This window comes from Noviherbaspirillum pedocola (assembly GCF_016632335.1).
Taxonomy (GTDB): domain Bacteria; phylum Pseudomonadota; class Gammaproteobacteria; order Burkholderiales; family Burkholderiaceae_D; genus Noviherbaspirillum_A; species Noviherbaspirillum_A pedocola.
Map to the genome: position 1 here is coordinate 128093 of NZ_JAEPBG010000002.1, position 21812 is coordinate 149904.

At 61.0% G+C, this 21812-nt stretch carries 21 protein-coding genes and 1 tRNA gene; 21 read left to right on the top strand and 1 reads right to left on the bottom strand.

Annotated elements, in window-relative coordinates; all coding sequences use genetic code 11:
• The first annotated feature begins 113 nt into the window (after positions 1 to 113).
• The 21 genes from JJB74_RS05730 to JJB74_RS05830 all read left to right on the top strand — a co-directional run bounded on the left by JJB74_RS05730 (position 114) and on the right by JJB74_RS05830 (position 19733).
• Positions 114 to 1469, top strand: a complete 1356-nt coding sequence (locus tag JJB74_RS05730) for an NAD(P)/FAD-dependent oxidoreductase (protein WP_200590880.1) — start codon at positions 114 to 116, stop codon at positions 1467 to 1469.
• 44 nt (positions 1470 to 1513) lie between these two features.
• Positions 1514 to 2494, top strand: a complete 981-nt coding sequence (locus JJB74_RS05735) for an NAD(P)H-quinone oxidoreductase (protein ID WP_200590881.1) — start codon at positions 1514 to 1516, stop codon at positions 2492 to 2494.
• A gap of 185 nt (positions 2495 to 2679) precedes the next feature.
• On the top strand, positions 2680 to 3429 hold the full coding sequence (gene tpiA / locus JJB74_RS05740) for a triose-phosphate isomerase (protein WP_200590882.1): 750 nt from the start codon (positions 2680 to 2682) through the stop codon (positions 3427 to 3429).
• A 36-nt stretch (positions 3430 to 3465) separates the two neighbouring features.
• Complete coding sequence (secG, locus tag JJB74_RS05745) at positions 3466 to 3855, top strand: preprotein translocase subunit SecG (protein WP_200590883.1); 390 nt, start codon at positions 3466 to 3468, stop codon at positions 3853 to 3855.
• Positions 3856 to 3930: 75 nt separating this feature from the next.
• Positions 3931 to 4015: transfer RNA gene (locus tag JJB74_RS05750), tRNA-Leu, on the top strand.
• 102 nt (positions 4016 to 4117) lie between these two features.
• Entirely contained in the window at positions 4118 to 4477 is a 360-nt protein-coding gene (locus JJB74_RS05755) for an NADH-quinone oxidoreductase subunit A (protein ID WP_200590884.1), read from the top strand.
• Between the two features lie 3 nt (positions 4478 to 4480).
• Entirely contained in the window at positions 4481 to 4957 is a 477-nt protein-coding gene (locus tag JJB74_RS05760; RefSeq protein ID WP_200590885.1) for a NuoB/complex I 20 kDa subunit family protein, read from the top strand.
• Between the two features lie 18 nt (positions 4958 to 4975).
• Entirely contained in the window at positions 4976 to 5572 is a 597-nt protein-coding gene (locus JJB74_RS05765; RefSeq protein ID WP_200590886.1) for an NADH-quinone oxidoreductase subunit C, read from the top strand.
• Entirely contained in the window at positions 5572 to 6825 is a 1254-nt protein-coding gene (locus JJB74_RS05770; protein WP_200590887.1) for an NADH-quinone oxidoreductase subunit D, read from the top strand. Before JJB74_RS05765 ends, JJB74_RS05770 begins: the two co-directional genes overlap by 1 nt.
• 64 nt (positions 6826 to 6889) lie before the next feature.
• A complete protein-coding gene (gene nuoE / locus JJB74_RS05775) occupies positions 6890 to 7369 on the top strand; it encodes an NADH-quinone oxidoreductase subunit NuoE (RefSeq protein ID WP_200590888.1) in 480 nt (159 codons plus the stop codon).
• Positions 7366 to 8661: an NADH-quinone oxidoreductase subunit NuoF gene (gene nuoF, locus JJB74_RS05780; protein ID WP_200590889.1), complete on the top strand. Its 1296-nt coding sequence runs from the start codon at positions 7366 to 7368 to the stop codon at positions 8659 to 8661. The genes nuoE and nuoF overlap by 4 nt, the downstream gene beginning before the upstream one ends.
• Positions 8662 to 8716: 55 nt before the next feature.
• Positions 8717 to 11062: an NADH-quinone oxidoreductase subunit NuoG gene (nuoG, locus tag JJB74_RS05785; protein ID WP_200590890.1), complete on the top strand. Its 2346-nt coding sequence runs from the start codon at positions 8717 to 8719 to the stop codon at positions 11060 to 11062.
• Positions 11062 to 12135 carry an NADH-quinone oxidoreductase subunit NuoH gene (gene nuoH / locus JJB74_RS05790; RefSeq protein WP_200590891.1) on the top strand — a complete coding sequence of 358 codons (1074 nt, stop codon included), beginning with the start codon at positions 11062 to 11064 and terminating at the stop codon, positions 12133 to 12135. The genes nuoG and nuoH overlap by 1 nt, the downstream gene beginning before the upstream one ends.
• 18 nt (positions 12136 to 12153) lie before the next feature.
• On the top strand, positions 12154 to 12642 hold the full coding sequence (nuoI, locus tag JJB74_RS05795) for an NADH-quinone oxidoreductase subunit NuoI (protein ID WP_200590892.1): 489 nt from the start codon (positions 12154 to 12156) through the stop codon (positions 12640 to 12642).
• Between the two features lie 71 nt (positions 12643 to 12713).
• A complete protein-coding gene (locus JJB74_RS05800) occupies positions 12714 to 13355 on the top strand; it encodes an NADH-quinone oxidoreductase subunit J (RefSeq protein ID WP_200590893.1) in 642 nt (213 codons plus the stop codon).
• Between the two features lie 7 nt (positions 13356 to 13362).
• A complete protein-coding gene (nuoK, locus tag JJB74_RS05805; RefSeq protein ID WP_200591362.1) occupies positions 13363 to 13674 on the top strand; it encodes an NADH-quinone oxidoreductase subunit NuoK in 312 nt (103 codons plus the stop codon).
• 26 nt (positions 13675 to 13700) lie between these two features.
• Positions 13701 to 15791: an NADH-quinone oxidoreductase subunit L gene (nuoL, locus tag JJB74_RS05810; RefSeq protein WP_200590894.1), complete on the top strand. Its 2091-nt coding sequence runs from the start codon at positions 13701 to 13703 to the stop codon at positions 15789 to 15791.
• Positions 15792 to 15815: 24 nt separating this feature from the next.
• A complete protein-coding gene (locus JJB74_RS05815; RefSeq protein WP_200590895.1) occupies positions 15816 to 17306 on the top strand; it encodes an NADH-quinone oxidoreductase subunit M in 1491 nt (496 codons plus the stop codon).
• 43 nt (positions 17307 to 17349) lie between these two features.
• Positions 17350 to 18837: an NADH-quinone oxidoreductase subunit NuoN gene (gene nuoN, locus JJB74_RS05820; RefSeq protein WP_200590896.1), complete on the top strand. Its 1488-nt coding sequence runs from the start codon at positions 17350 to 17352 to the stop codon at positions 18835 to 18837.
• 13 nt (positions 18838 to 18850) lie between these two features.
• Positions 18851 to 19156 carry a DUF2818 family protein gene (locus JJB74_RS05825; RefSeq protein ID WP_200590897.1) on the top strand — a complete coding sequence of 102 codons (306 nt, stop codon included), beginning with the start codon at positions 18851 to 18853 and terminating at the stop codon, positions 19154 to 19156.
• Between the two features lie 16 nt (positions 19157 to 19172).
• Positions 19173 to 19733, top strand: coding sequence for an NUDIX domain-containing protein (locus JJB74_RS05830; RefSeq protein WP_200590898.1), 561 nt, complete (start codon positions 19173 to 19175; stop codon positions 19731 to 19733).
• A 133-nt stretch (positions 19734 to 19866) separates the two neighbouring features.
• Here JJB74_RS05830 and JJB74_RS05835 read toward each other — a convergent pair whose 3' ends face one another.
• Positions 19867 to 21543: an electron transfer flavoprotein-ubiquinone oxidoreductase gene (locus JJB74_RS05835; RefSeq protein WP_200590899.1), complete on the bottom strand. Its 1677-nt coding sequence runs from the start codon at positions 21541 to 21543 to the stop codon at positions 19867 to 19869.
• Between the last annotated feature and the right edge of the window lie 269 nt (positions 21544 to 21812).

The following is a 21812-nucleotide window of genomic DNA, read 5'->3' on the forward strand; positions in this document are numbered from 1 at the left end:
GTTTTTTTACGTTTGTTCGCGCTAGGTTAATATAATGGCCATTTTGGCTCGTCCCACGGGGCTCGCCATCCACACGAGCAACGGCGCCGCCGTTGCCGCAAGCGACCTGGCTTATGACGCATATCGTGATCCTTGGCTGCGGCTTCGGAGGTTTGGCCGCAGTGCGCGAGCTGTCCCGCGCGGATGTACGCATTACCCTGATCGACCGCAGCAACCACCACCTGTTTCAACCGCTGCTGTACCAGGTCGCCACCGCTGGCCTGTCCGCGCCGGCGATCGCCGCGCCGATACGTCATATCCTCGCGCGGCAGCCGAATGTCACGACGCTGATGGCCTGCGTGAGCGATATCGATGTCGGGCGTCGCATGGTGCTGTTGAAGGATGGCGGTGCGGTGACTTACGACTATCTGATCGTCGCCACGGGTTCCACCCACAGTTATTTCGGCCACGATGAATGGGCCGAGGCCGCGCCCGGCCTGAAGACGCTGGGCGATGCCTTTGAAATCCGGCGCCGCATCCTGCTCGCCTTCGAGCATGCCGAGCGCGAAGTGCTGGACGATTTACGCACTCCATGGCTGACCTTCGCCGTCATCGGCGCCGGCGCTACCGGCGTGGAAATGGCCGGCACCATGTCCGAAGTGGCGCGGCATACGCTGGCCGATGAATTCCGCCGCATCGATCCGCGCAAGGCAAGAGTGGTGCTAATCGAAGGCAATGACCGGGTGCTCGGCAGCTACCCGGAAGATTTGTCAGCCAAGGCGCAGCGCCAGCTCGAAGCGCTCGGCGTGGAGGTGCGCACTGGCTGCAAGGTGACCGCGATCGATGAGACTGGCATCAGTTTCACTGGGCCGTCCGGCGATGAGCGGCTGCCGGCGCGCACCGTGATCTGGTCCGCGGGCGTGGCGGCATCGCCTATCGGCAAGTCGCTTGGCGTGCCGCTGGATCGGGCGGGCAGGGTGATCGTGCAGCCGGATCTGTCCATTCCCGGGCATCCGGAAATCTTCGTCATCGGCGACCTGGCCGCCGCCAAATCCGACGGCAAGCCGGTGCCCGGCGTCTCTCCCGCGGCCAAGCAGATGGGGCGCGTCGCGGCGCGCAATATCCTGAGCCAGCGGCGCGGCTTGCCGGGTCAGGCGTTTCGCTATCGCGACTATGGCGCGCTGGCCACGATCGGCCGCAAGTCGGCTGTGGCGCAGGTCGGCAGGTTCAAGTTTTCGGGCTTGTCCGCCTGGCTGTTCTGGCTCTTCGTGCACGTCTATTTTCTGATCGGCTTTCGTAACAGGATGATGGTGATGACCGACTGGGCTTTCGCCTATTTCACCTTTCAGCGCAACGCCCGCGTGGTGGCCAGCACCGAAGACGATCCGGAAGTGCTCGAAGGCGGCTGGACACACCGGCATGCACGCGCTGCCGAGGAGCCTGCGCCCGAAGTCGGACATGCTCCCGAGGCCGGGCCTGCGCAGCCCTGAGCCGTTTTTCCTTTTCCTACAACAACCAACCGAATGGATATCCGATGCGAGCAATAGAAATTACCCAACCCGGCGGTCCCGAAGTGCTGCAGCTGTGCGAGCGCCCCATGCCGGAAACCCGTGCGGGCGAAGTGCTGATCCGTGTGCACGCGGCCGGCATCAATCGTCCCGATGTGCTGCAGCGTACCGGCAACTACCCGGTGCCGCCGGGCGCTTCCGATCTGCCGGGCCTGGAAGTCGCGGGCGAGATCGTCGGCGGCGATATCGAAGGCAGCGGCTTTGCCAAGGGCGACATGGTCTGCGCGCTGGTGCAGGGCGGCGGCTATGCCGAATACTGCGCCGCACCGGCAGCGCAATGCCTGCCGATACCGAAAGGCCTGTCCGCGGTGGAAGCAGCCTCCCTGCCGGAAACCTTCTTCACCGTATGGAGCAATGTGTTCGACCGCGCGCGCTTGTCCGGCAACGAGACGCTGCTGGTGCAGGGCGGCACCTCGGGCATCGGCGTGACCGCGATTCAGATGGCGACCGCGCTCGGCCACAAGGTGTATGCGACCGCGGGCTCGGACGATAAATGCCGCGCCTGCGAAAGCCTGGGCGCGGTGCGCGGCATCAATTACCGTAGCGAGGACTTTGTACAAGTTGTCAAGGAAGCCGCTGGCGGACGCGGCGTCGACGTGGTGCTCGACATGGTCGGCGGCGACTATCTGCCGCGCGAGCTGAGCAGCCTGGCCGATGACGGCCGCATCGTCATCATCGCCTTGCTGGGTGGTGCAAAAGCGCAGGTACACCTTGGCGAGATCCTGCGACGCCGCCTGACCGTGACCGGTTCCACGCTGCGCCCGCGGCCGGTGGAATTCAAGCGCGCGATCGCGCAGAAGCTGCGTGAGAACGTGTGGCCGCTGATCGAGTCCGGGAAGATTCGTCCGGTCATTTTCAAAACTTTCCCGCTTGACGCGGCAAAGGATGCGCATGCGCTGATGGAAAGCAGCACGCACGTCGGCAAGATCGTGCTCGAAGTGAAATGAGGTGAAGGAATCCGTCGCGCCACGGTATAGCGGATTCCTGATATTTCCCGGCGGCCGTTTGTCCGCCGGGGAAGGTATTTCCTGCTCCATGACGCTGCATCCAAAGCGGAATGCCGTTCCGTCATTGTTTGACCGCGCAATCAGGACCAAGCTAGAATCGCGGGTTCCCAAAAACGCGAAAATTTATGCGGCGCAAACTGATCAGCGGCAACTGGAAGATGAATGGCATTCTCGCGGCCAATGCCGCGCTGCTTGAGGGCATTAAGGCAGGCGTCGGCCAGGCGAAGTCCGAAATTGCAGTCTGCGCGCCGGCGCCTTATCTCGCGCAATGTCAGCAGCTGTTGTCCGACACGCCGATCGTGTGGGGCGCGCAGGATGTTTCGGAACATGATGCTGGCGCCTACACCGGTGAAGTGTCCGCGACGATGCTGACCGATTTTGGTTGCCGTTTCGTGATACTTGGTCACTCCGAGCGTCGTGCCTATCATGGGGAAAGCGATGCGCTGGTCGGTCGCAAGACGGTGCGCGCGCTGGCGCATGGTTTGACTCCCATCGTCTGCGTCGGTGAAACGCTGGAAGAGCGTGAGGCGGGCCAGACCGAAGCTGTTGTCGGTCGCCAGCTCGATGCGGTGCTCGCGGCTGTCGGAGTTGCAGGACTCGCGAACATCGTCGTGGCCTATGAGCCGGTCTGGGCAATCGGCACCGGCAAGACCGCCACGCCGCAAATGGCGCAGGACGTTCATGCTTTCCTGCGCGCGCGCATGGCGGAAGTCGATGCCGCTGCCGCGCAAGGCGTACGTATTCTCTATGGTGGCAGCATGAAGCCCGACAATGCCGCCGAACTGCTCGCCATGTCCGACATCGATGGCGGCCTTATCGGCGGTGCTGCGTTGAAGGCTGACGATTTCCTTTCCATCATCCGCGCAGCCGGCTGATCCATACCGATTTAAAGATTTCTGAAGGTTTTATCAATGAACATCCTGCTTACCTTAATCGTCGTGATCCAAGTCGTCGCGGCACTCACCATCATTGGTCTGGTGCTGCTGCAGCACGGCAAGGGTGCCGACATGGGTGCCGCCTTTGGCTCGGGCGCATCCGGCAGCCTGTTTGGCGCTTCCGGCTCATCCAACTTTCTTTCGAAATCGACTGCCATCGCCGCTGCCGTCTTCTTTGCCGCGACGCTGGCGTTGGCGTTTTACGGTAATCGCTCGGCCGGTGTAAGCGGCGGCGTGATGGACAAGCTCCCGGTCGCCCCAGCAAACGCCCCCGCGCCCGCAGCGCCTGCCAATACCGCGCCTGTCGCTCCGGCCACGCCCGCTGCCCCGGCGGCGCAGGGTGGGGCAGGCGAGATTCCCAAGTAATTCCGCAAATATATTTCTGGATTGACTGCAAGCTGCATTGAATAAAGACAGTCAACCGGTTAAAATAAGCGGCTTGCCGACGTGGTGAAATTGGTAGACACGCTATCTTGAGGGGGTAGTGGCGAAAGCTGTGCGAGTTCGAGTCTCGCCGTCGGCACCAAAACAATAAAGCCAGCGAGGGGATACCCAAGCTGGCTTTTTCTCGAGAATGTTGTCCGGTTGGCCATTTCTCGCCGCCGGAATCCAGAAACGGCGATTCATTGTGAACCTCGAAAATTACCTCCCCGTACTGTTGTTCATCCTCGTCGGCATCGGCGTGGGTGTCGCTCCTCAAGTCCTCGGTCGCCTGATCGGTCCGCACCGACCCGACGTGCAAAAGAACTCTCCTTACGAATGCGGCTTCGAAGCATTCGAAGATGCGCGCATGAAGTTCGACGTGCGCTACTACCTGGTTGCAATCCTTTTTATCTTGTTTGATCTGGAAACCGCGTTCTTCTTCCCGTGGGGTGTCGCCATGCGCGACCTTGGCTGGAGCGGCTTCATCACGATGCTGGTGTTTATCGTCGAATTCGTGGTTGGCTTCTGGTACATCTGGAAGCGGGGCGCGCTGGATTGGGAATAAGTCATGGCTATTGAAGGTGTATTGAACGAAGGCTTTGTCACCACCACGGCTGACAAGCTTCTGAACTGGACCCGTACTGGCTCGATGTGGCCGATGACCTTCGGTCTGGCCTGCTGCGCTGTTGAAATGATGCATGCAGGCGCATCCCGTTACGACCTCGACCGTTTCGGCGTGGTGTTCCGTCCGTCCCCGCGTCAGTCCGACGTAATGATCGTCGCCGGCACGCTGTGCAACAAGATGGCGCCGGCATTGCGCAAGGTGTACGACCAGATGGCCGAGCCGCGCTGGGTCATCTCGATGGGATCCTGCGCCAACGGCGGCGGCTATTACCACTACTCGTATTCCGTGGTGCGTGGCTGTGACCGCATCGTGCCGGTCGATATCTATGTGCCGGGCTGCCCGCCGACTGCCGAAGCGCTGCTCTACGGCATCATGCAATTGCAGAACAAGATCAAGCGCACCAACACCATTGCGCGCTGATCCGGCGCGATAAGCACTATGACGACGAAACTTGAAACGCTGGAAGCCGCGCTGCGCAATGCGCTCGGCGATCGACTGCAGGCGCTCACCAACCGGCTAGGCGAAATCACTATCCTGGTAAAGGCATCGGACTACGCCGAATCCATGCGCATGCTGCGTGATCACGTCGAGCTGAAGTTCGACGAGATGATCGACCTGTGTGGCGTCGATTATTCGGCCTTTGGCGACGGCCTCTACGATGGCCCGCGCTTCGCGGTGGTGCTGCACCTGCTGTCCGTGGCGCACAACTGGCGGCTGCGCGTGCGCGTTTTCGCGCCGGACGACGACCTGCCCATCGTGCCTTCGGTCATCCCGGTCTGGCCCGCTGCCGATTGGTACGAGCGCGAGGCATTCGACCTGCTTGGCATCCTCTTCGAAGGCCATCCCGATCTGCGCCGCATCCTCACCGACTATGGCTTCATTGGCCATCCGTTCCGCAAGGACTTCCCGGTCACCGGTTACGTGGAAATGCGTTACGACCCTGAGCAGAAGCGGGTGATCTACCAACCGGTCACCATCGAGCCGCGTGAGAATGTGCCGCGCGTGATTCGTGAAGAAAACTACGGTGTCAAATAATGGCTGAGATCAAGAATTACACCCTCAACTTCGGTCCGCAGCATCCGGCCGCGCACGGCGTGCTGCGCCTGGTGCTGGAGCTCGACGGCGAAGTGATTCAACGCGCCGACCCGCATATCGGCCTGCTGCATCGCGCCACCGAAAAGCTGGCCGAGCAGAAGACTTTCCTGCAAGCGCTGCCGTACATGGATCGTCTCGACTATGTGTCGATGATGTGCAATGAGCACGCCTATGTGCTGGCGATCGAGAAGATGCTCGATGTCGAAGTGCCGCTGCGCGCGCAGTACATCCGTGTGCTGTTCTCCGAAATCACCCGTCTGTTGAACCACTTGCTGTGGCTGGGCGCGCATGCGCTGGACGTGGGCGCGATGGGCGTGTTCCTGTATGCGTTCCGCGAGCGCGAAGACCTGATGGACTGCTATGAAGCGGTGTCGGGCGCGCGCATGCATGCGGCTTACTTCCGTCCGGGCGGCGTGTATCGCGATCTGCCGGACTCGATGCCGCAATACACGGCGTCGAAATTCCGCAATGAAAAGGCGATTCGCCAGCTCAACGAAACTCGTCAGGGCTCACTGCTGGACTTCATCGAGGACTTCACCAACCGCTTCCCGGGGTATGTCGACGAGTATGAAACCCTGCTCACCGACAACCGTATCTGGAAGCAGCGCCTGGTAGGCATCGGCGTGGTGTCGCCCGAACTGGCAAAGTCCATGGGCTTCACCGGTCCGATGCTGCGTGGCTCCGGCATTGCCTGGGACCTGCGCAAGAAGCAGCCCTATGAAGTCTACGACCTGATGGACTTCGACATCCCCATCGGCACCAACGGCGACTGCTATGACCGTTACCTGGTGCGCGTGCAGGAGATGCGCGAATCCAACCGGATCATCAAGCAGTGCGTGGAATGGCTGCGCAACAATCCGGGCCCGGTGATGACCGACAACCACAAGGTTGCGCCGCCGGCACGCGTGGACATGAAGTCCAATATGGAAGAGCTGATCCACCACTTCAAGCTGTTCACCGAGGGCTTCCACATGCCCGAAGGCGAGGCTTATGCGGCGGTCGAGCATCCGAAGGGCGAGTTCGGCATTTACATGATTTCCGATGGCGCGAACAAGCCTTACCGCTTGAAGATCCGCGCGCCGGGTTTCGCGCATCTGCAGGGGCTCAACGAGATGGCCAAGGGTCACATGATCGCCGACGCGGTCACCATCATCGGTACCCAGGACATCGTGTTCGGCGAAATCGACCGCTGAGGCGCTTCCATCGCATATCGGATCGCGCGTGCAAGCGCAGCATCGAATATTGAGGCTTAAGACTATGGTGTTATCAGAACAGGCGTATCAGAAGATCGATCGCGAAGTTGCCAAGTTCCCGCCGGACCAGAAGCAGTCCGCGGTAATGGCGGCGCTGGCGATCGCGCAAAACGAGGCCGGCTGGCTTTCCCCGCAGCTGATGGAGGAAATCGCGGTTTACCTGGGCATGGCGCCGATCGCGGTCCAGGAAGTGGCGACCTTTTATGCGATGTACAACCTGAAGCCGATCGGCAAGCACAAGATCACCGTGTGCACCAACCTGCCGTGTGCATTGTCCGGTGGCGAAAGGGCGGCGCATCACCTGAAGCAGAAGCTCGGCATCAACTATCGCGAAACCACCGATGACGGCGAGTTCACGCTGATGGAAGGCGAATGCATGGGCGCCTGCGGCGATGCGCCGGTACTCCTGGTGAACAACGAGCGCATGTGCAGCCTCATGTCGAACGACAAGCTCGATGCGCTGCTGGAGGAATTGAAGAAATGACCAGCCTGCACAACCGCCACATCAAGCCGCTGATCCTGGCTGGCCTGGACGGCGACAACTGGCACCTGAAGGATTACGTTGCGCGCGGCGGCTACGAGTCGCTGCGCCGCATCCTGACCGAAGGCATTACGCCGGAACAGATCATTGCCGAGCTGAAGACTTCCTCGCTGCGCGGACGCGGCGGTGCCGGCTTTCCGACCGGACTTAAGTGGAGCTTCATGCCGCGCCAGTTCCCGGGTCAGAAATATTTGGTCTGCAATACCGACGAAGGCGAGCCAGGCACCTTCAAGGATCGCGACATCATCCGTTACAACCCGCATGCGCTGATCGAAGGCATGGCCATCGGCGCGTATGCCATGGGCATCACCGTCGGCTACAACTACATCCACGGCGAGATCTGGGCCGAGTATCAGCGTTTCGAAGAAGCGCTGGAAGAAGCGCGCGCCGCGGGTTTCCTGGGCGACGGCATCATGGGCAGCAGCTTCAATTTCCAGCTGCATGCCTTTCATGGTTACGGCGCTTATATCTGCGGCGAGGAAACCGCGCTGCTCGAATCGCTGGAAGGCAAGAAGGGCCAGCCGCGCTTCAAGCCGCCGTTCCCAGCCAGCTTCGGCCTGTACGGCAAGCCGACCACGATCAACAACACCGAGACCTTCGCTGCCGTGCCCTTCATCCTGAAGATGGGCGGGGAAGCGTATGCGGCGCTGGGCAAGCCGAACAATGGCGGCACCAAGATCTTTTCGATTTCCGGCGACGTCGAGCGTCCCGGCAATTACGAGATCCCGCTGGGCACGCCGTTCTCGACGCTGCTTGATCTCGCCGGCGGCATGCGCGGCGGCAAGAAGATCAAGGCCGTCATTCCGGGCGGCTCATCCGCTCCGGTGGTGCGCGGCGAAGTGATGATGGACACCACGATGGACTATGACGCCATCGCCAAGGCCGGCTCGATGCTCGGTTCCGGCGCGGTCATCGTGATGGACGAAACCCGCTGCATGGTGAAGTCGCTGCTGCGCCTGTCCTACTTCTATTACGAGGAATCCTGCGGCCAGTGCACGCCGTGCCGCGAAGGCACTGGCTGGCTCTATCGCATGGTGGACCGTATCGAGAACGGCGCAGGCCGTCCCGAAGACATGGACATGTTGAACACCGTCGCCGACAACATTCAGGGCCGCACCATCTGCGCGCTGGGAGATGCCGCTGCAATGCCGGTGCGCGGGATGATCAAAGCCTTCCGCGATGAGTTCGCCTACCACATCGAACACAAGCGCTGCATGGTGCCGACTTATCTGTAAGCGACAAGGGCGCGCCTGCCAATGAAGTGCGCGCCCGTCACGGGAAAAGACAAGCATGATTGAAATTGAAATAGACGGCAAAAAGGTCGAGGTGCGCGAAGGCAGCATGGTGATGGAAGCCGCCAACAAGGTCGGCACCTACATCCCGCATTTCTGCTACCACAAGAAGCTGTCGATCGCGGCCAACTGCCGCATGTGCCTGGTGGAAGTCGAGAAGGCGCCCAAGCCGTTGCCGGCCTGCGCGACTCCGGTCACCAACGGCATGATCGTCCGCACCCACAGCGAAAAGGCAGTGACGGCGCAGAAGAGCGTGATGGAATTCCTGCTGATCAACCATCCGCTGGATTGCCCGATCTGCGATCAGGGTGGCGAATGCCAGCTGCAGGACCTGGCCGTTGGCTATGGTCCGTCGTCCTCGCGCTATGAAGAAGACAAGCGCGTCGTCGTGCCCAAGGATGCCGGTCCGCTGATCTCGATGCGCGAAATGGCGCGCTGCATTCATTGCACCCGCTGCGTGCGCTTCGGCCAGGAAGTGGCCGGCGTGATGGAATTCGGCATGCTGAATCGCGGCGAGCACTCGGAAATCACTTCCTTCGTCGGCAAGACCGTCGACTCCGAGCTGTCCGGCAACATGATCGACCTGTGCCCGGTCGGCGCGCTGACCTCCAAGCCATTCCGCTACAAGGCCCGCACCTGGGAGCTGTCGCGTCGCAAATCCGTCAGCCCGCACGACGGCCTCGGCTCGAACCTGATCGTTCAGGTCAAGGCCGGCGAAGTGATGCGCGTGCTGCCGCTGGAAAACGAAGAGATCAACGAATGCTGGCTGTCCGACCGCGACCGCTTTTCGTATGAGGGTCTCAAGGCCGAGCAGCGCCTGAAGCATCCAATGCTCAAGCAGGATGGCAAGTGGATCGAGACCGATTGGCAGACCGCGCTGGAATATGTCGCGCACGGCCTGCGCAACATCCGTCACGAGCATGGCGCCGACGCGATCGCCGCATTGGCTGCGCCATACTCGACGCTGGAAGAGCTGTCGCTCCTGAAGAAGCTGGTCAAGGGCATCGGTTCCGAAAACATCGACTTCCGCCTGCGTCAGTCCGACTTCGCGCTGTCCGGCGAAGTCACACCGTGGCTGGGCATGAGCATTGCCGAATTCAGCCAGATCAAGCGTGCCTTCGTCATCGGTTCGTTCCTGCGCAAGGACCATCCGCTGCTCGCGGCCAAGCTGCGCAGCGCGGTCAAGGGCGGCGCGCAATTGTCGGTGCTGCATGCCAGCGACGATGAACTGCTGATTGCGACCGCGAACAAGCTCATCGCTGCGCCGTCGGCCTGGCTGTCGGCGCTTGGCGAGATCATGTCTGCTGTCGCGGCCGCGAAATCGGTCGCGCTGCCGGCCGGCTTCAACAATGTTGAAGCCTCTGCCGAAGCCAAGGGCATTGCCACCAGCCTGATGTCCGGCGAGCCACGCGCGATCTTCCTCGGCAATGCCGCGGTCCAGCATCCGCAGGCGTCACAGCTGCACGCCGCCGCGCAATGGCTGGCCGAGCAAACCGGCGCTACCCTCGGTTATCTGACCGAAGCGGCGAATACCGTGGGCGGCCACATCGTCGGCGCGTACCCAGGCAATGGCGCGAACGCGCTGCAATTGGTGCAACAGCCGCGCAAGGCCTACATCCTGCTGCATGCGGAGCCCGAACTCGATACTTACGATCCGCAAGCTGCACGCGCTGCGCTCAGTGGCGCCGAGATGGTGGTCGTGATGTCGCCGTATGCCCATGGCGCAGACTATGCCGACGTGCTGCTGCCGATCGCGCCCTTCAGCGAGACCGCCGGCACCTTCGTCAACTGCGAAGGCCGCGCGCAAAGTTTCAATGGCAGCGTCAAGCCGATGGCGGAAACCCGTCCGGCATGGAAGGTGCTGCGCGTGCTTGGCAATCTGCTGGATCTGCAGGGCTTCAATTACGAGACCTCGGAAGAGGTACGCAATGAAGCGCTCGGTTTCGCGTTGAACGAGAAGAACATCGACGGTGACCTGCGCAGCCGCCTGTCCAACCGCTCGAAGCTGGCGCCGCAAGCCGTCGCTGCTTCCTCCGGCGAGACGGTCGAGCGCATCGCTCCGGTGCCGATCTATCAGACGGACGCCATCGTGCGCCGCTCGCCGCCGCTGCAGGAAACCCGCGACGCGCTGCCGCCGGTGGCTGCCATGTCGCCGGCGCTGGCAACAAAGCTCGCCGTAATCGATGGCGACATGGTGCGCGTCACCCAGGGCAATGGCAGCGCGGTGCTGCCGGCAGCCATCGACGCGCGCCTGCCGCAGAACGTGGTCCGGGTCGCCGCTGCGCACCCGAGCACCAGCATGCTGGGCGGCATGTTCGGTGAAGTCCGAGTGGAGAAAGCGTGATGGACGGATTGCTGCTCAATATTCAGAACGGTGGACAAGCCGTGTTCGGCGTAATCTGGCCGGTGGTCTGGAACCTGATCAAGATCATTTGCGTGGTGCTGCCCATCATGGGTTGCGTCGCCTACCTCACGCTGTGGGAACGCAAGATGATCGGCTGGATGCACGTGCGTATCGGCCCGAACCGCGTCGGTCCCGCCGGCCTCTTGCAGCCGATCGCCGATGCGTTAAAGCTTTTGACGAAGGAAATCATCGTCCCGGCCCGCGCGAACAAGGCGCTGTTCATCATTGCGCCGATCATGACCATCATGCCGGCGCTGGCCGCATGGTCGGTGATCCCGTTCGGCCCGGAAGTCGCGCTGGCCAACATCAACGCCGGCCTCTTGCTAGTGATGGCGATTACCTCGATGGAGGTGTACGGCATCATCATCGCCGGCTGGGCATCGAACTCGAAGTACGCGTTCATCGGCGCGATGCGGGCCTCGGCGCAGATGGTGTCCTACGAAATCGCGATGGGCTTTGCGCTGGTGATCGTGCTGATGGTGTCCGGCAGCCTGAACTTCACCGACATCGTCGTCGGCCAGAACACCGGCATGTTCGCGTCGCGCGGCCTGAACTTCCTGTCGTGGAACTGGCTGCCGCTGCTGCCGGTGTTCTTCGTCTACGTGATTTCCGGCATCGCTGAAACCAACCGCCATCCGTTCGACGTGGTGGAAGGCGAGTCCGAGATCGTCGCCGGCCACATGGTCGAGTATTCGGGCATGTCGTTTGCGATGTTCTTCCTGGCGGAATACGCGAACATGATCCTGATCTCGGCGCTGGCTTCGCTGATGTTCCTCGGCGGCTGGGCGTCGCCGCTGGACTTCGCGCCGTTCAACTGGATTCCGGGCTGGATCTGGCTCGGCATCAAGACCTTCCTGGTCGTATCGATCTTCATCTGGGTACGCGCATCCTTCCCGCGCTACCGCTATGACCAGATCATGCGCCTGGGCTGGAAAGTGTTCATTCCGCTGACCCTGGCGTATCTGCTGATCGTCGCGATCTGGATGCAGACGTCCTGGAACATCTGGAAGTAAGAGGAGAGGCTGAATCAAATGGAAGCCATCAGAGATTTTTTCAGCAGCCTGATGCTGCGCGAGCTGTTCAAGGGCCTGGCCCTGACCGGCCGCTATATGTTCGCCCGCAAGATCACGGTGCAGTTCCCGGAAGAGAAGACGCCGCTGTCGCCGCGCTTCCGTGGCCTGCATGCGCTGCGCCGCTACCCCAACGGCGAAGAGCGCTGCATCGCCTGCAAGCTGTGCGAAGCGGTGTGTCCGGCCATGGCAATCTCGATCGAGTCCGATGTGCGTGACGACGGCACCCGCCGCACCACGCGCTACGACATCGACCTGACCAAATGCATTTTCTGCGGATTCTGCGAGGAATCCTGCCCGGTGGACTCGATCGTGGAAACCAACATCCTGGAATACCACGGCGAAAAGCGGGGCGACCTGTACTTCACCAAGGAAATGCTGCTGGCGGTCGGCGATCGCTACGAACCGTCCATCGCCGCCAACCGCGCGGCAGACGCCCCTTACCGTTGATTTGATTAATGCGATGCCGGCGCGCGCCGACTCAGGTCGGCGCCGTGGGCGGATGATCACCCTGGTCCATCATGGAATTTAAAACTGCGTTGTTCTACGTGTTCTCGGCCATCCTTGTGGTAGCCGCGACGCGCGTCATCACGGATCGCAACCCGGTGCATGCCGCGTTGTACCTCGTGCTTTCCTTCTTCTCGGCCGCCGGTATCTGGATGTTGCTGAAGGCGGAATTCCTCGCCATCGTGCTGGTGCTCGTCTACGTCGGCGCGGTGATGGTGCTGTTCCTGTTCGTCGTGATGATGCTGGACATCGACATGGACAAGTTGCGGCAGGGCTTCTGGGGTTACTTCCCGTTTGCCGCGACCATCGGCGTGATCATCGTGCTCGAGATGTCCACCGTGCTGTTCCGCGGCTTCATCACCCTGGACAGCCAGGCACCGGCCGCCGCGAACACCATCGGCAATACCCGCGAGCTCGGCAAGCTGATCTATACCCAGTACGTGTATGCGTTCGAGATCGCCGCGGTGATCCTGCTCGTGGCAATCGTCGCGGCTGTCGCGCTGACGCTGCGCCGTCGCAAGGACATCAAGTACTTCGATCCGGCCAGCGCGGTGAAGGTCAAGAGCACCGATCGTCTGCGCATCGTCAAAGTTCAACCCGAGTCGGTACGCAGGGCCGCGCCCAGCGCTTCCATGCCGGCCAACCCGGAACAATAAGGGCTGCATCGTGAATCTGTCTCTCGCTCATTACCTGGTCCTCGGCGCGATCCTGTTCGCGATCTCGATCGTCGGTATTTTCCTCAACCGCAAGAACATCATCATCCTGCTGATGGCGATCGAGCTGATGCTCCTGGCGGTGAACATGAACTTCATCGCGTTCTCGCACTATCTGGGCGACGCCGCGGGTCAGATCTTCGTGTTCTTCATCCTGACTGTGGCTGCCGCGGAATCCGCGATCGGCCTGGCGATCCTTGTCGTACTGTTCCGCAATCTCGACACCATCAATGTCGAAGATCTGGACAGTCTCAAGGGCTAACAACAAAACAGACGATAAGGTTCATCATGGCGGGGCAACTCAATCCTCAACTCCTCCTGGCCGTACCGCTGGCGCCGCTGGCGGGGTCCGCAATTGCCGGCCTGTTCGGCACCAGGTTCTTCGGCAACAAGATCGGCCGCACGGCATCGCACAGCGTCACCATCCTGGGCGTGCTCATCGCCCTCATCATCTCGGTGCGGACGCTGCTCGCCGTCATGGACGGCGCGACCTACAACGGCACGCTGTACAACTGGATGACGGTCGGCAGCCTGAAGCTCGAGATCGGCTTCATGATCGACAGCCTCACGGCAATGATGATGTGCGTGGTGACCTTCGTCTCGCTGATGGTGCACATCTACACCATCGGCTACATGCATGAGGATCCGGGCTACAACCGCTTCTTCTCCTACATCTCGCTGTTCACCTTCTCGATGCTGATGCTGGTGATGAGCAACAACTTCCTGCAGCTGTTCTTCGGCTGGGAAGCGGTGGGTCTCGTCTCGTATCTGCTGATCGGTTTCTGGTACACCCGCCCGACCGCGATCTACGCGAACATGAAGGCATTCCTGGTGAACCGCGTCGGCGACTTCGGCTTCATCCTCGGCATTGGCCTGTTGCTGGCGTATTCCGGCTCGATGAACTACACCGAAGTCTTCGCCAAGCGTGAAGCGCTGGCCGCGATGACCCTGCCCGGCACCGGCTGGATGCTGCTGACCCCGGCCTGCATCTGCCTGTTCATTGGCGCGATGGGTAAATCCGCGCAATTCCCGCTGCACGTATGGCTGCCGGATTCGATGGAAGGCCCGACCCCGATTTCCGCGCTGATCCACGCCGCGACCATGGTGACCGCGGGCATCTTCATGGTGTCGCGCATGTCGCCGCTGTTCGAGCTGTCGGATGTCGCGCTGTCCTTCGTGCTCGTGATTGGCTCCATCACCGCGCTGTTCATGGGCTTCCTCGGCATCATCCAGAACGACATCAAGCGCGTGGTCGCATACTCCACGCTGTCCCAGCTCGGCTACATGACGGTCGCGCTTGGCGCTTCGGCCTACCAGGTTGCCGTGTTCCACCTGATGACGCACGCGTTCTTCAAGGCGCTGTTGTTCCTCGGCGCCGGCGCGGTCATCATCAGCATGCACCACGACCAGGACATGCGGAACATGGGCGGCCTGCGCAAGTACCTGCCGATCACCTGGATCACTTCGCTGGTCGGCTCGCTGGCCCTGATCGGAACGCCGTTCTTCGCCGGCTTCTACTCGAAGGACAGCATCATCGAAGCGGCCGCCGCGTCGCATATCCCGGGTTCCGGCTTCGCGTACTTCGCGGTGCTGGCCGGCGTGTTCGTCACCGCCTTCTATTCCTTCCGCATGTACTTCCTGGTGTTCCATGGCGAAGAGCGCTTCGGTCTGGAGCATCACCATGACGTGCATCATGCGCGCGCCGAGCATGCGCACACTTCGGACGACATCCACGCCAGCGACGTGGAAGAGGAGGAGGGCCATGATGAGCATCACGGCCTGGCTCCGGGCGAGAAACCGGTGGAAGCGCCTTGGGTCGTGACCCTGCCGCTGATCCTGCTGGCGATCCCGTCGGTCATCATCGGCTACTTTGCGATCGGCCCGATGCTGCATGGCGATTTCTTCAAGGGCGTGATCTTCGTCGGTGAGAACCATCCGGCGATGGAAGAGCTGGCGCATGAATTCCACGGCGCACTGGCCATGGGCCTGCATGGCTTCATGTCGCTGCCGTTCGCCCTGGCGCTGGCCGGCGTGGTCTCGGCCTGGTACTGCTACATGGTCAACCGCAAGGTGCCGGCCTGGTTCTATTCCAAGTTCCACGCCATCTACACGCTGCTGGACAACAAGTACTACATGGACCGCATCAACGAAATCGTCTTCGCCGGTGGTGCACGCCTGCTGGGCCGCGGCCTGTGGAACGTCGGCGATCGCGCGCTGATCGATGGCCTGATCGTCAATGGCAGCGCCCGCTTCGTGGGCTGGTTCTCCGTGGTGACCCGTGCCTTCCAGACCGGCTACATCTACCACTATGCGTTCACGATGATCCTGGGCATTGCGCTGTACCTGGGTTATCTGCTGCTCCATTCCACTGCGAAGTAAGTCGCGCCACCAGAAAAACAGAACATGATGCAGTCATCTCTACCACTACTGAGTCTTTCCATCTGGTTGCCGATCCTTTTCGGCTTGCTCGTGCTGGCCGTCGGCAATGACAGGCAGCCCGGTGTCGCGCGCTGGCTGTCGCTGATTGGTTCCATCATCAGCTTCCTGCCGACGATCCCGCTGATGCATGCATTCGACAAGGCTGCGCATGGCATGCAGTTCGTCGAGCGCGCTTCCTGGATCGCCAGCTTCCACATCGATTACTACCTCGGCATCGACGGCCTGTCGCTGTGGTTTCTGCCGCTGACCGCGTTCATTACCATCATCGTCATCATCGCCGGCTGGGAAGTCATCGAGAACAAGGTGTCGCAATACATGGGCGCCTTCCTGATCCTGTCGGGCATCATGATCGGCGTGTTCTCGGCGCTGGACGGCATGCTGTTCTACGTCTTCTTCGAAGCCACGCTGATCCCGATGTTCATCATCATCGGCGTCTGGGGCGGCGCGAACCGGATGTACGCGGCGGTGAAGTTCTTCCTGTACACCTTCTTCGGCTCGCTGCTGATGCTGATCGCGATCATCTATCTGTACTTCCGCGCCGGCCACAGCTTCGACATTCAAGCCTGGCAGGCGCTGCCGCTGCCGATGTCGGCGCAGGTGCCAATCTTCCTGGCCTTCCTGCTCGGCTTCGCGGTCAAGGTGCCGATGTGGCCGGTGCACACCTGGCTGCCAGATGCCCACGTTGAAGCGCCTACCGGCGGTTCCGTGGTGCTGGCCGCAATCATGCTGAAGCTGGGTGGCTACGGTTTCCTGCGGTTCTCGCTGCCGGTCACGCCGGACGCCAGCCATTACCTCGCGCCGCTAGTGATCACGCTGTCGCTGATCGCGGTGATCTACATCGGCCTCGTGGCCATGGTGCAGGCTGACATGAAGAAGCTGGTCGCTTATTCATCGATCGCGCACATGGGCTTCGTGACCCTGGGCTTCTTCATGTTCAACGACATGTCGGCGCAGGGCGCGATCATGCAAATGATCTCCCACGGTTTCGTCTCTGGCGCGATGTTCCTGTGCATCGGCGTGCTGTACGACCGCATGCATACCCGCCTGATTGCCGAATACGGCGGCGTGGTGAACGTGATGCCGCGCTTTGCCGCGTTCTTCGTGCTGTTCTCGCTGGCCAACGCCGGCCTGCCTGGCACCTCCGGCTTCATCGGCGAATTCATGGTGATCCTGGGCGCGGTCAAGTTCAATTTCTGGATTGGCGTGCTGGCCGGTACCGCGCTGATTCTCGGCGCTGCCTATTCGCTGTGGCTGGTCAAGCGCGTGATTCTCGGTGCGGTTGCCAATGGCAAGGTCGCCGAGCTGTTCGATCTGAATGGCCGCGAGTTCCTGATCCTGGGCATCATGGCCATCGCTACCATCGTCATGGGCGTGTACCCCGCGATGATCGGCGACAGCATCCAGACTTCGGTGGCGGACCTGCTGCATCACGTGTCGATCAGCAAGCTGCAATAAGGCTCATCGCATCCTGATAACGATATTTGCGCAAGCGGAAAACATGAACAACCTCAACCTAGCGCCGCTCTACCCGGAAGTCTTCCTGGTCATCGCGGCATCCGCCATCCTGCTGATCGACATGTTCCTGTCGGATGCGAAGCGGAACCTGACCTACATGATGTCCCTGGCGGCGCTTGTCATCGCCGGCATCCTGACCTGGACCGACTTCAGCAGCGGCGCCACTGTCTATACCTTCCGCAACATGTTCGTGTCCGACCCGATGTCGAACCTGCTGAAGCTGTTCTGCTATCTGGCCGTCGGCCTTACCTTCGTCTATTCGCGTCAGTACGGTTCGTTGCGCAACATGACCAACAACGGCATCGGCGGCGAGTTCTACGTGATGTCGCTGTTCGCGCTGGTCGGGCAGATGGTGATGGTGTCGGCCAACAATTTCCTGGCCATCTATCTCGGCCTGGAACTGATGTCGCTGTCGACCTATGCGCTGGTGGCGCTGCGCCGCGACCATACCGCTTCGACCGAAGCTGCGATGAAGTACTTCATCCTCGGCGCGATGGCTTCCGGCTTCCTGCTGTATGGCATCTCCATGCTGTATGGCGCGACCGGTTCGCTCGATTTGTCCGAGGTGGCGCGCGTGACCGCTTCCGGCACCGCGAACCATACCGTGCTGGTGTTCGGCATCGTGTTCGTCGTTGCTGGTATTGCGTTCAAGCTCGGCGCGGCTCCTTTCCACATGTGGGTGCCGGACGTCTACCAGGGTTCGCCGACTTCGGTCACGCTGATCCTTGGTGGCGCGCCGAAGCTGGCCGTCTTCGGCATGGCAATGCGCCTGCTGGTTGAAGGCATGTGGAGCCTGGCCATCGACTGGCAACAGATGCTGACGGTGCTGGCCGTGGTATCGATGGCGGTCGGTAACATTACCGCGATCGCGCAGACGAACCTGAAGCGCATGCTCGCCTACTCGACGATTTCACAGATGGGCTTCATGCTGCTGGGCATGCTGTCCGGCGTCTATGCCGGCGGCGATGCCAGCGCGGCTGCCAACGCCTACAGCTCGTCGATGTTCTATTCGATCACCTATGTGATCACCACCCTTGGTTCCTTTGGCCTGATCATGCTGCTGTCGCGTGCAGGCTTCGAGGCCGAGAACATCGACGACTTCAAGGGCCTGAATCAGCGCAGCCCGTGGTTCGCGGCGATGATGCTGATCATGATGCTGTCGCTGGCCGGCGTGCCGCCGATGGTTGGATTCTATTCGAAGCTCGCAGTGCTGCAGTCGGTTCTGGCTACCGGCAAGCTCTGGCTGTCGATCGTCGCGGTGATGTTCTCGCTGGTCGGCGCCTACTACTACCTGCGCGTGATCAAGGTGATGTACTTCGACGAAGCCGTGGACAAGACCAAGATCCACGCTTCGGCCGATATGCGCGTGGCGCTGTCGCTCAATGGTGTCGCTGTGCTGGTGCTGGGCCTGCTGCCGGGCCCGCTGATGGCTGCGTGCGTTACCGCCATCGTCCGTACTCTCGCTTCCTGATCCCGGGCGCGGCGTGGATATTTCGGCCTCAAGCTGGCTGGTCATTGTCCTCGCCGTGCTCGCGGCGAATCTTCCCTTCTTCAGCGAACGCGTCTTCGGCATCCTGCCGTGGCGCGCTGCCGGCAAACCTTTCTGGCTGCGCCTGGTCGAACTGATCGTGCTGTACTTCGTGCTTGGCGCGGTCGCGTTCTTCATCGAAGCGCGCCAGGGCAACCGTTTTCAACAGGGCTGGGAATTCTATGCCGTCACGGCATGCCTGTTCCTGGTGCTGGCTTATCCCGGCTTTGTGCTGCGTTACCTGCGTAGGCGTCCGAGCTGATTCACCGAGGAATTCCATGACTGATGCGCATCTGAAGGAAACACGTGTCGATGGCGAAACCGTCTATGACGGCCATTTTCTGAAGGTGCAGAAGGATAGGGTGAAGCTGCCAGACGGCAGTCATTCCGAGCGTGAATTCATACGGCATCCGGGCGCGGTGGTGATACTGCCGGTGCTCGACGATGGCCGCATCCTGATCGAGCGCCAGTACCGCTATCCGAATGACCGTGTGTTCTATGAATTCCCGGCCGGGAAGATCGATCCTGGTGAAGACCATCTTGAATGTGCAAAGCGGGAGTTGAAGGAAGAGACCGGATATACCGCGACTGAATGGAAATTTGTCTGCACCATTCATAACGCGATTGCGTATTCGGATGAGCATCTCGAGATCTTTCTTGCGCGCGGCCTGATCGAAGGCGAGGCCGCGCTCGATGAAGGCGAATTCCTGGAAACGCAGGTCGTGACCGTGGATGAATTGCTGGCTTGGGTCAGGGAAGGGCAGATCAGCGATGTGAAGACAGTGATCGGTAGCTTCTGGCTGGACAAGCTGCGCCGGGGAGAATGGTCGCTGGATTGATATGCGTTGCCCGTAGGGTGGCCGGAATTCACGCCTTCGCCTGATCAAGCTGCTCTGTCCGCGTGGGCTTCGCCCACCCTACGAAAACAAAAAAGCCGCATCACGCGGCTTTTTTGCTAATGCGAACGACCCATTACATGTTTGGGTAGTTCGGCCCGCCGCCACCTTCCGGCGTGACCCACACAATGTTCTGCGTCGGGTCCTTGATGTCGCAGGTCTTGCAGTGCACGCAGTTCTGCGCATTGATCTGCAGACGGTCCTGGCCCTCGTCGCTCTTCACGTACTCATACACGCCCGCCGGGCAATAGCGCTGCTCGGGGCCGGCATAGGTGGGCAGGTTGATCCGGGTCGGCACGCTGGCATCCTTCAGCGTCAGGTGCACCGGCTGGTCTTCACCGTGGTTGGTGTTCGAGATGAATACCGAGGACAGGCGATCGAAGGTCAGCTTGCCGTCCGGCTTCGGATAAGCAATCGGCTTGAAATCCGAAGCGGGGCGCAGGTATTCATGGTCCGCGCGCTTGTGATGCATGGTCCACGGTGCACGGCCCTTGAACAGCACTTGGTCGATGCCGACCATCAGCGTTCCCGACATCAGGCCCAGGCCCATGAATGGCTTGAAGTTGCGCGCCTTGTGCAGTTCCTCGTGCAGCCAGGACTTCTCGAACGCGGCCGGATACGCCGCGAGCTCGTCATGCTGTCGTCCGGCGCCGAGTGCATCGAAAGCGGCTTCGGCGGCCAGCATGCCGGTCTTGATCGCCGCATGGCTACCCTTGATGCGGCTCGCATTCAGAAAGCCCGCATCGCAACCGACCAGCGCGCCGCCCGGGAACACCAGCTTCGGCAGCGACTGCAAGCCACCCGCCGTGATCGCGCGTGCGCCATACGAGATGCGGCGACCGCCTTCGAAGAACTTGCGGATCTCCGGATGGGTCTTGTAGCGCTGGAACTCTTCGTACGGCGAGATATAGGGATTCTCGTAAGCCAGGCCGACCACGTAGCCGACCGCGACCTGGTTGTTCTCGAGGTGGTACAGGAACGAGCCGCCGTAGGTGCTGTTGTCCAGCGGCCAGCCGGCGGTATGGATCACCAGGCCGGGCTGATGCATCTTTGGATCGATCTCCCACAATTCCTTGATGCCGATGCCGTAGGCCTGCGGATCGCGGCCGGCATTCAGGTCGTACTTCGCCATCAGCTGCTTGCCGAGATGGCCACGCGAGCCTTCGGCGAACAGCGTGTATTTCGCATGCAGCTCCATGCCGAGCTGGAAGGCGTCGGTCGGATTGCCTTCGCGGTCCACGCCCATGTTGCCGGTGGCGACGCCTTTCACCGAGCCGTCATCGTTGTACAGGATCTCGGCAGCCGGAAAGCCCGGGAAGATTTCTACGCCCAACGCTTCAGCCTGCTGGCCGAGCCAGCGGGTGACGTTGCCCAGCGAGATGACGTAGTTGCCGTGGTTCTGGAAGCACGCGGGCAGCATCCATCCGGGGGTTTTCCGGGCCTTGGTTTCAGTGAGGAACAGGAAGCGGTCTTCGGAGACGGGCACGTTCAGCGGCGCGCCCATCTCCTTCCAGTTCGGAAAGAGCTCATTGATCGCAATCGGATCCATCACGGCACCGGAGAGGATGTGCGCGCCGACTTCGCCGCCTTTTTCCAGTACGCAGACCGACACCTCCTGTCCACGTTCCGCAGCCAGCTGCTTGAGCCGGATACCGGCCGAGAGGCCAGCGGGTCCGCCGCCGACGATGACGACGTCATACTCCATAGCCTCGCGCGGGCCGTATTGCTCAAGAAGGTTCTGGTTCTGCGTCATGGGTTCCACCACTGTGAATTATTTTCGAACGTCCGTGCTAATTGTCCGGGATTTTACGGCAGAATGCTAGAGCGGTTATTGCGCCGGCAAGCCTCATCCTCTCGAAAGAATGGCTCAACAGGAAGAAACCGCTCTACTTATTGCCGCAATATCCAGTAATCTACTGAGCGTTTTTCCGCGCTCGAAGAATAACAGGCTATTGCCAAATTACTGCGTGTGCCGATCCTGGGACTTGAGGTGCTCACCGTACTATTCGTACGATTCCGTTC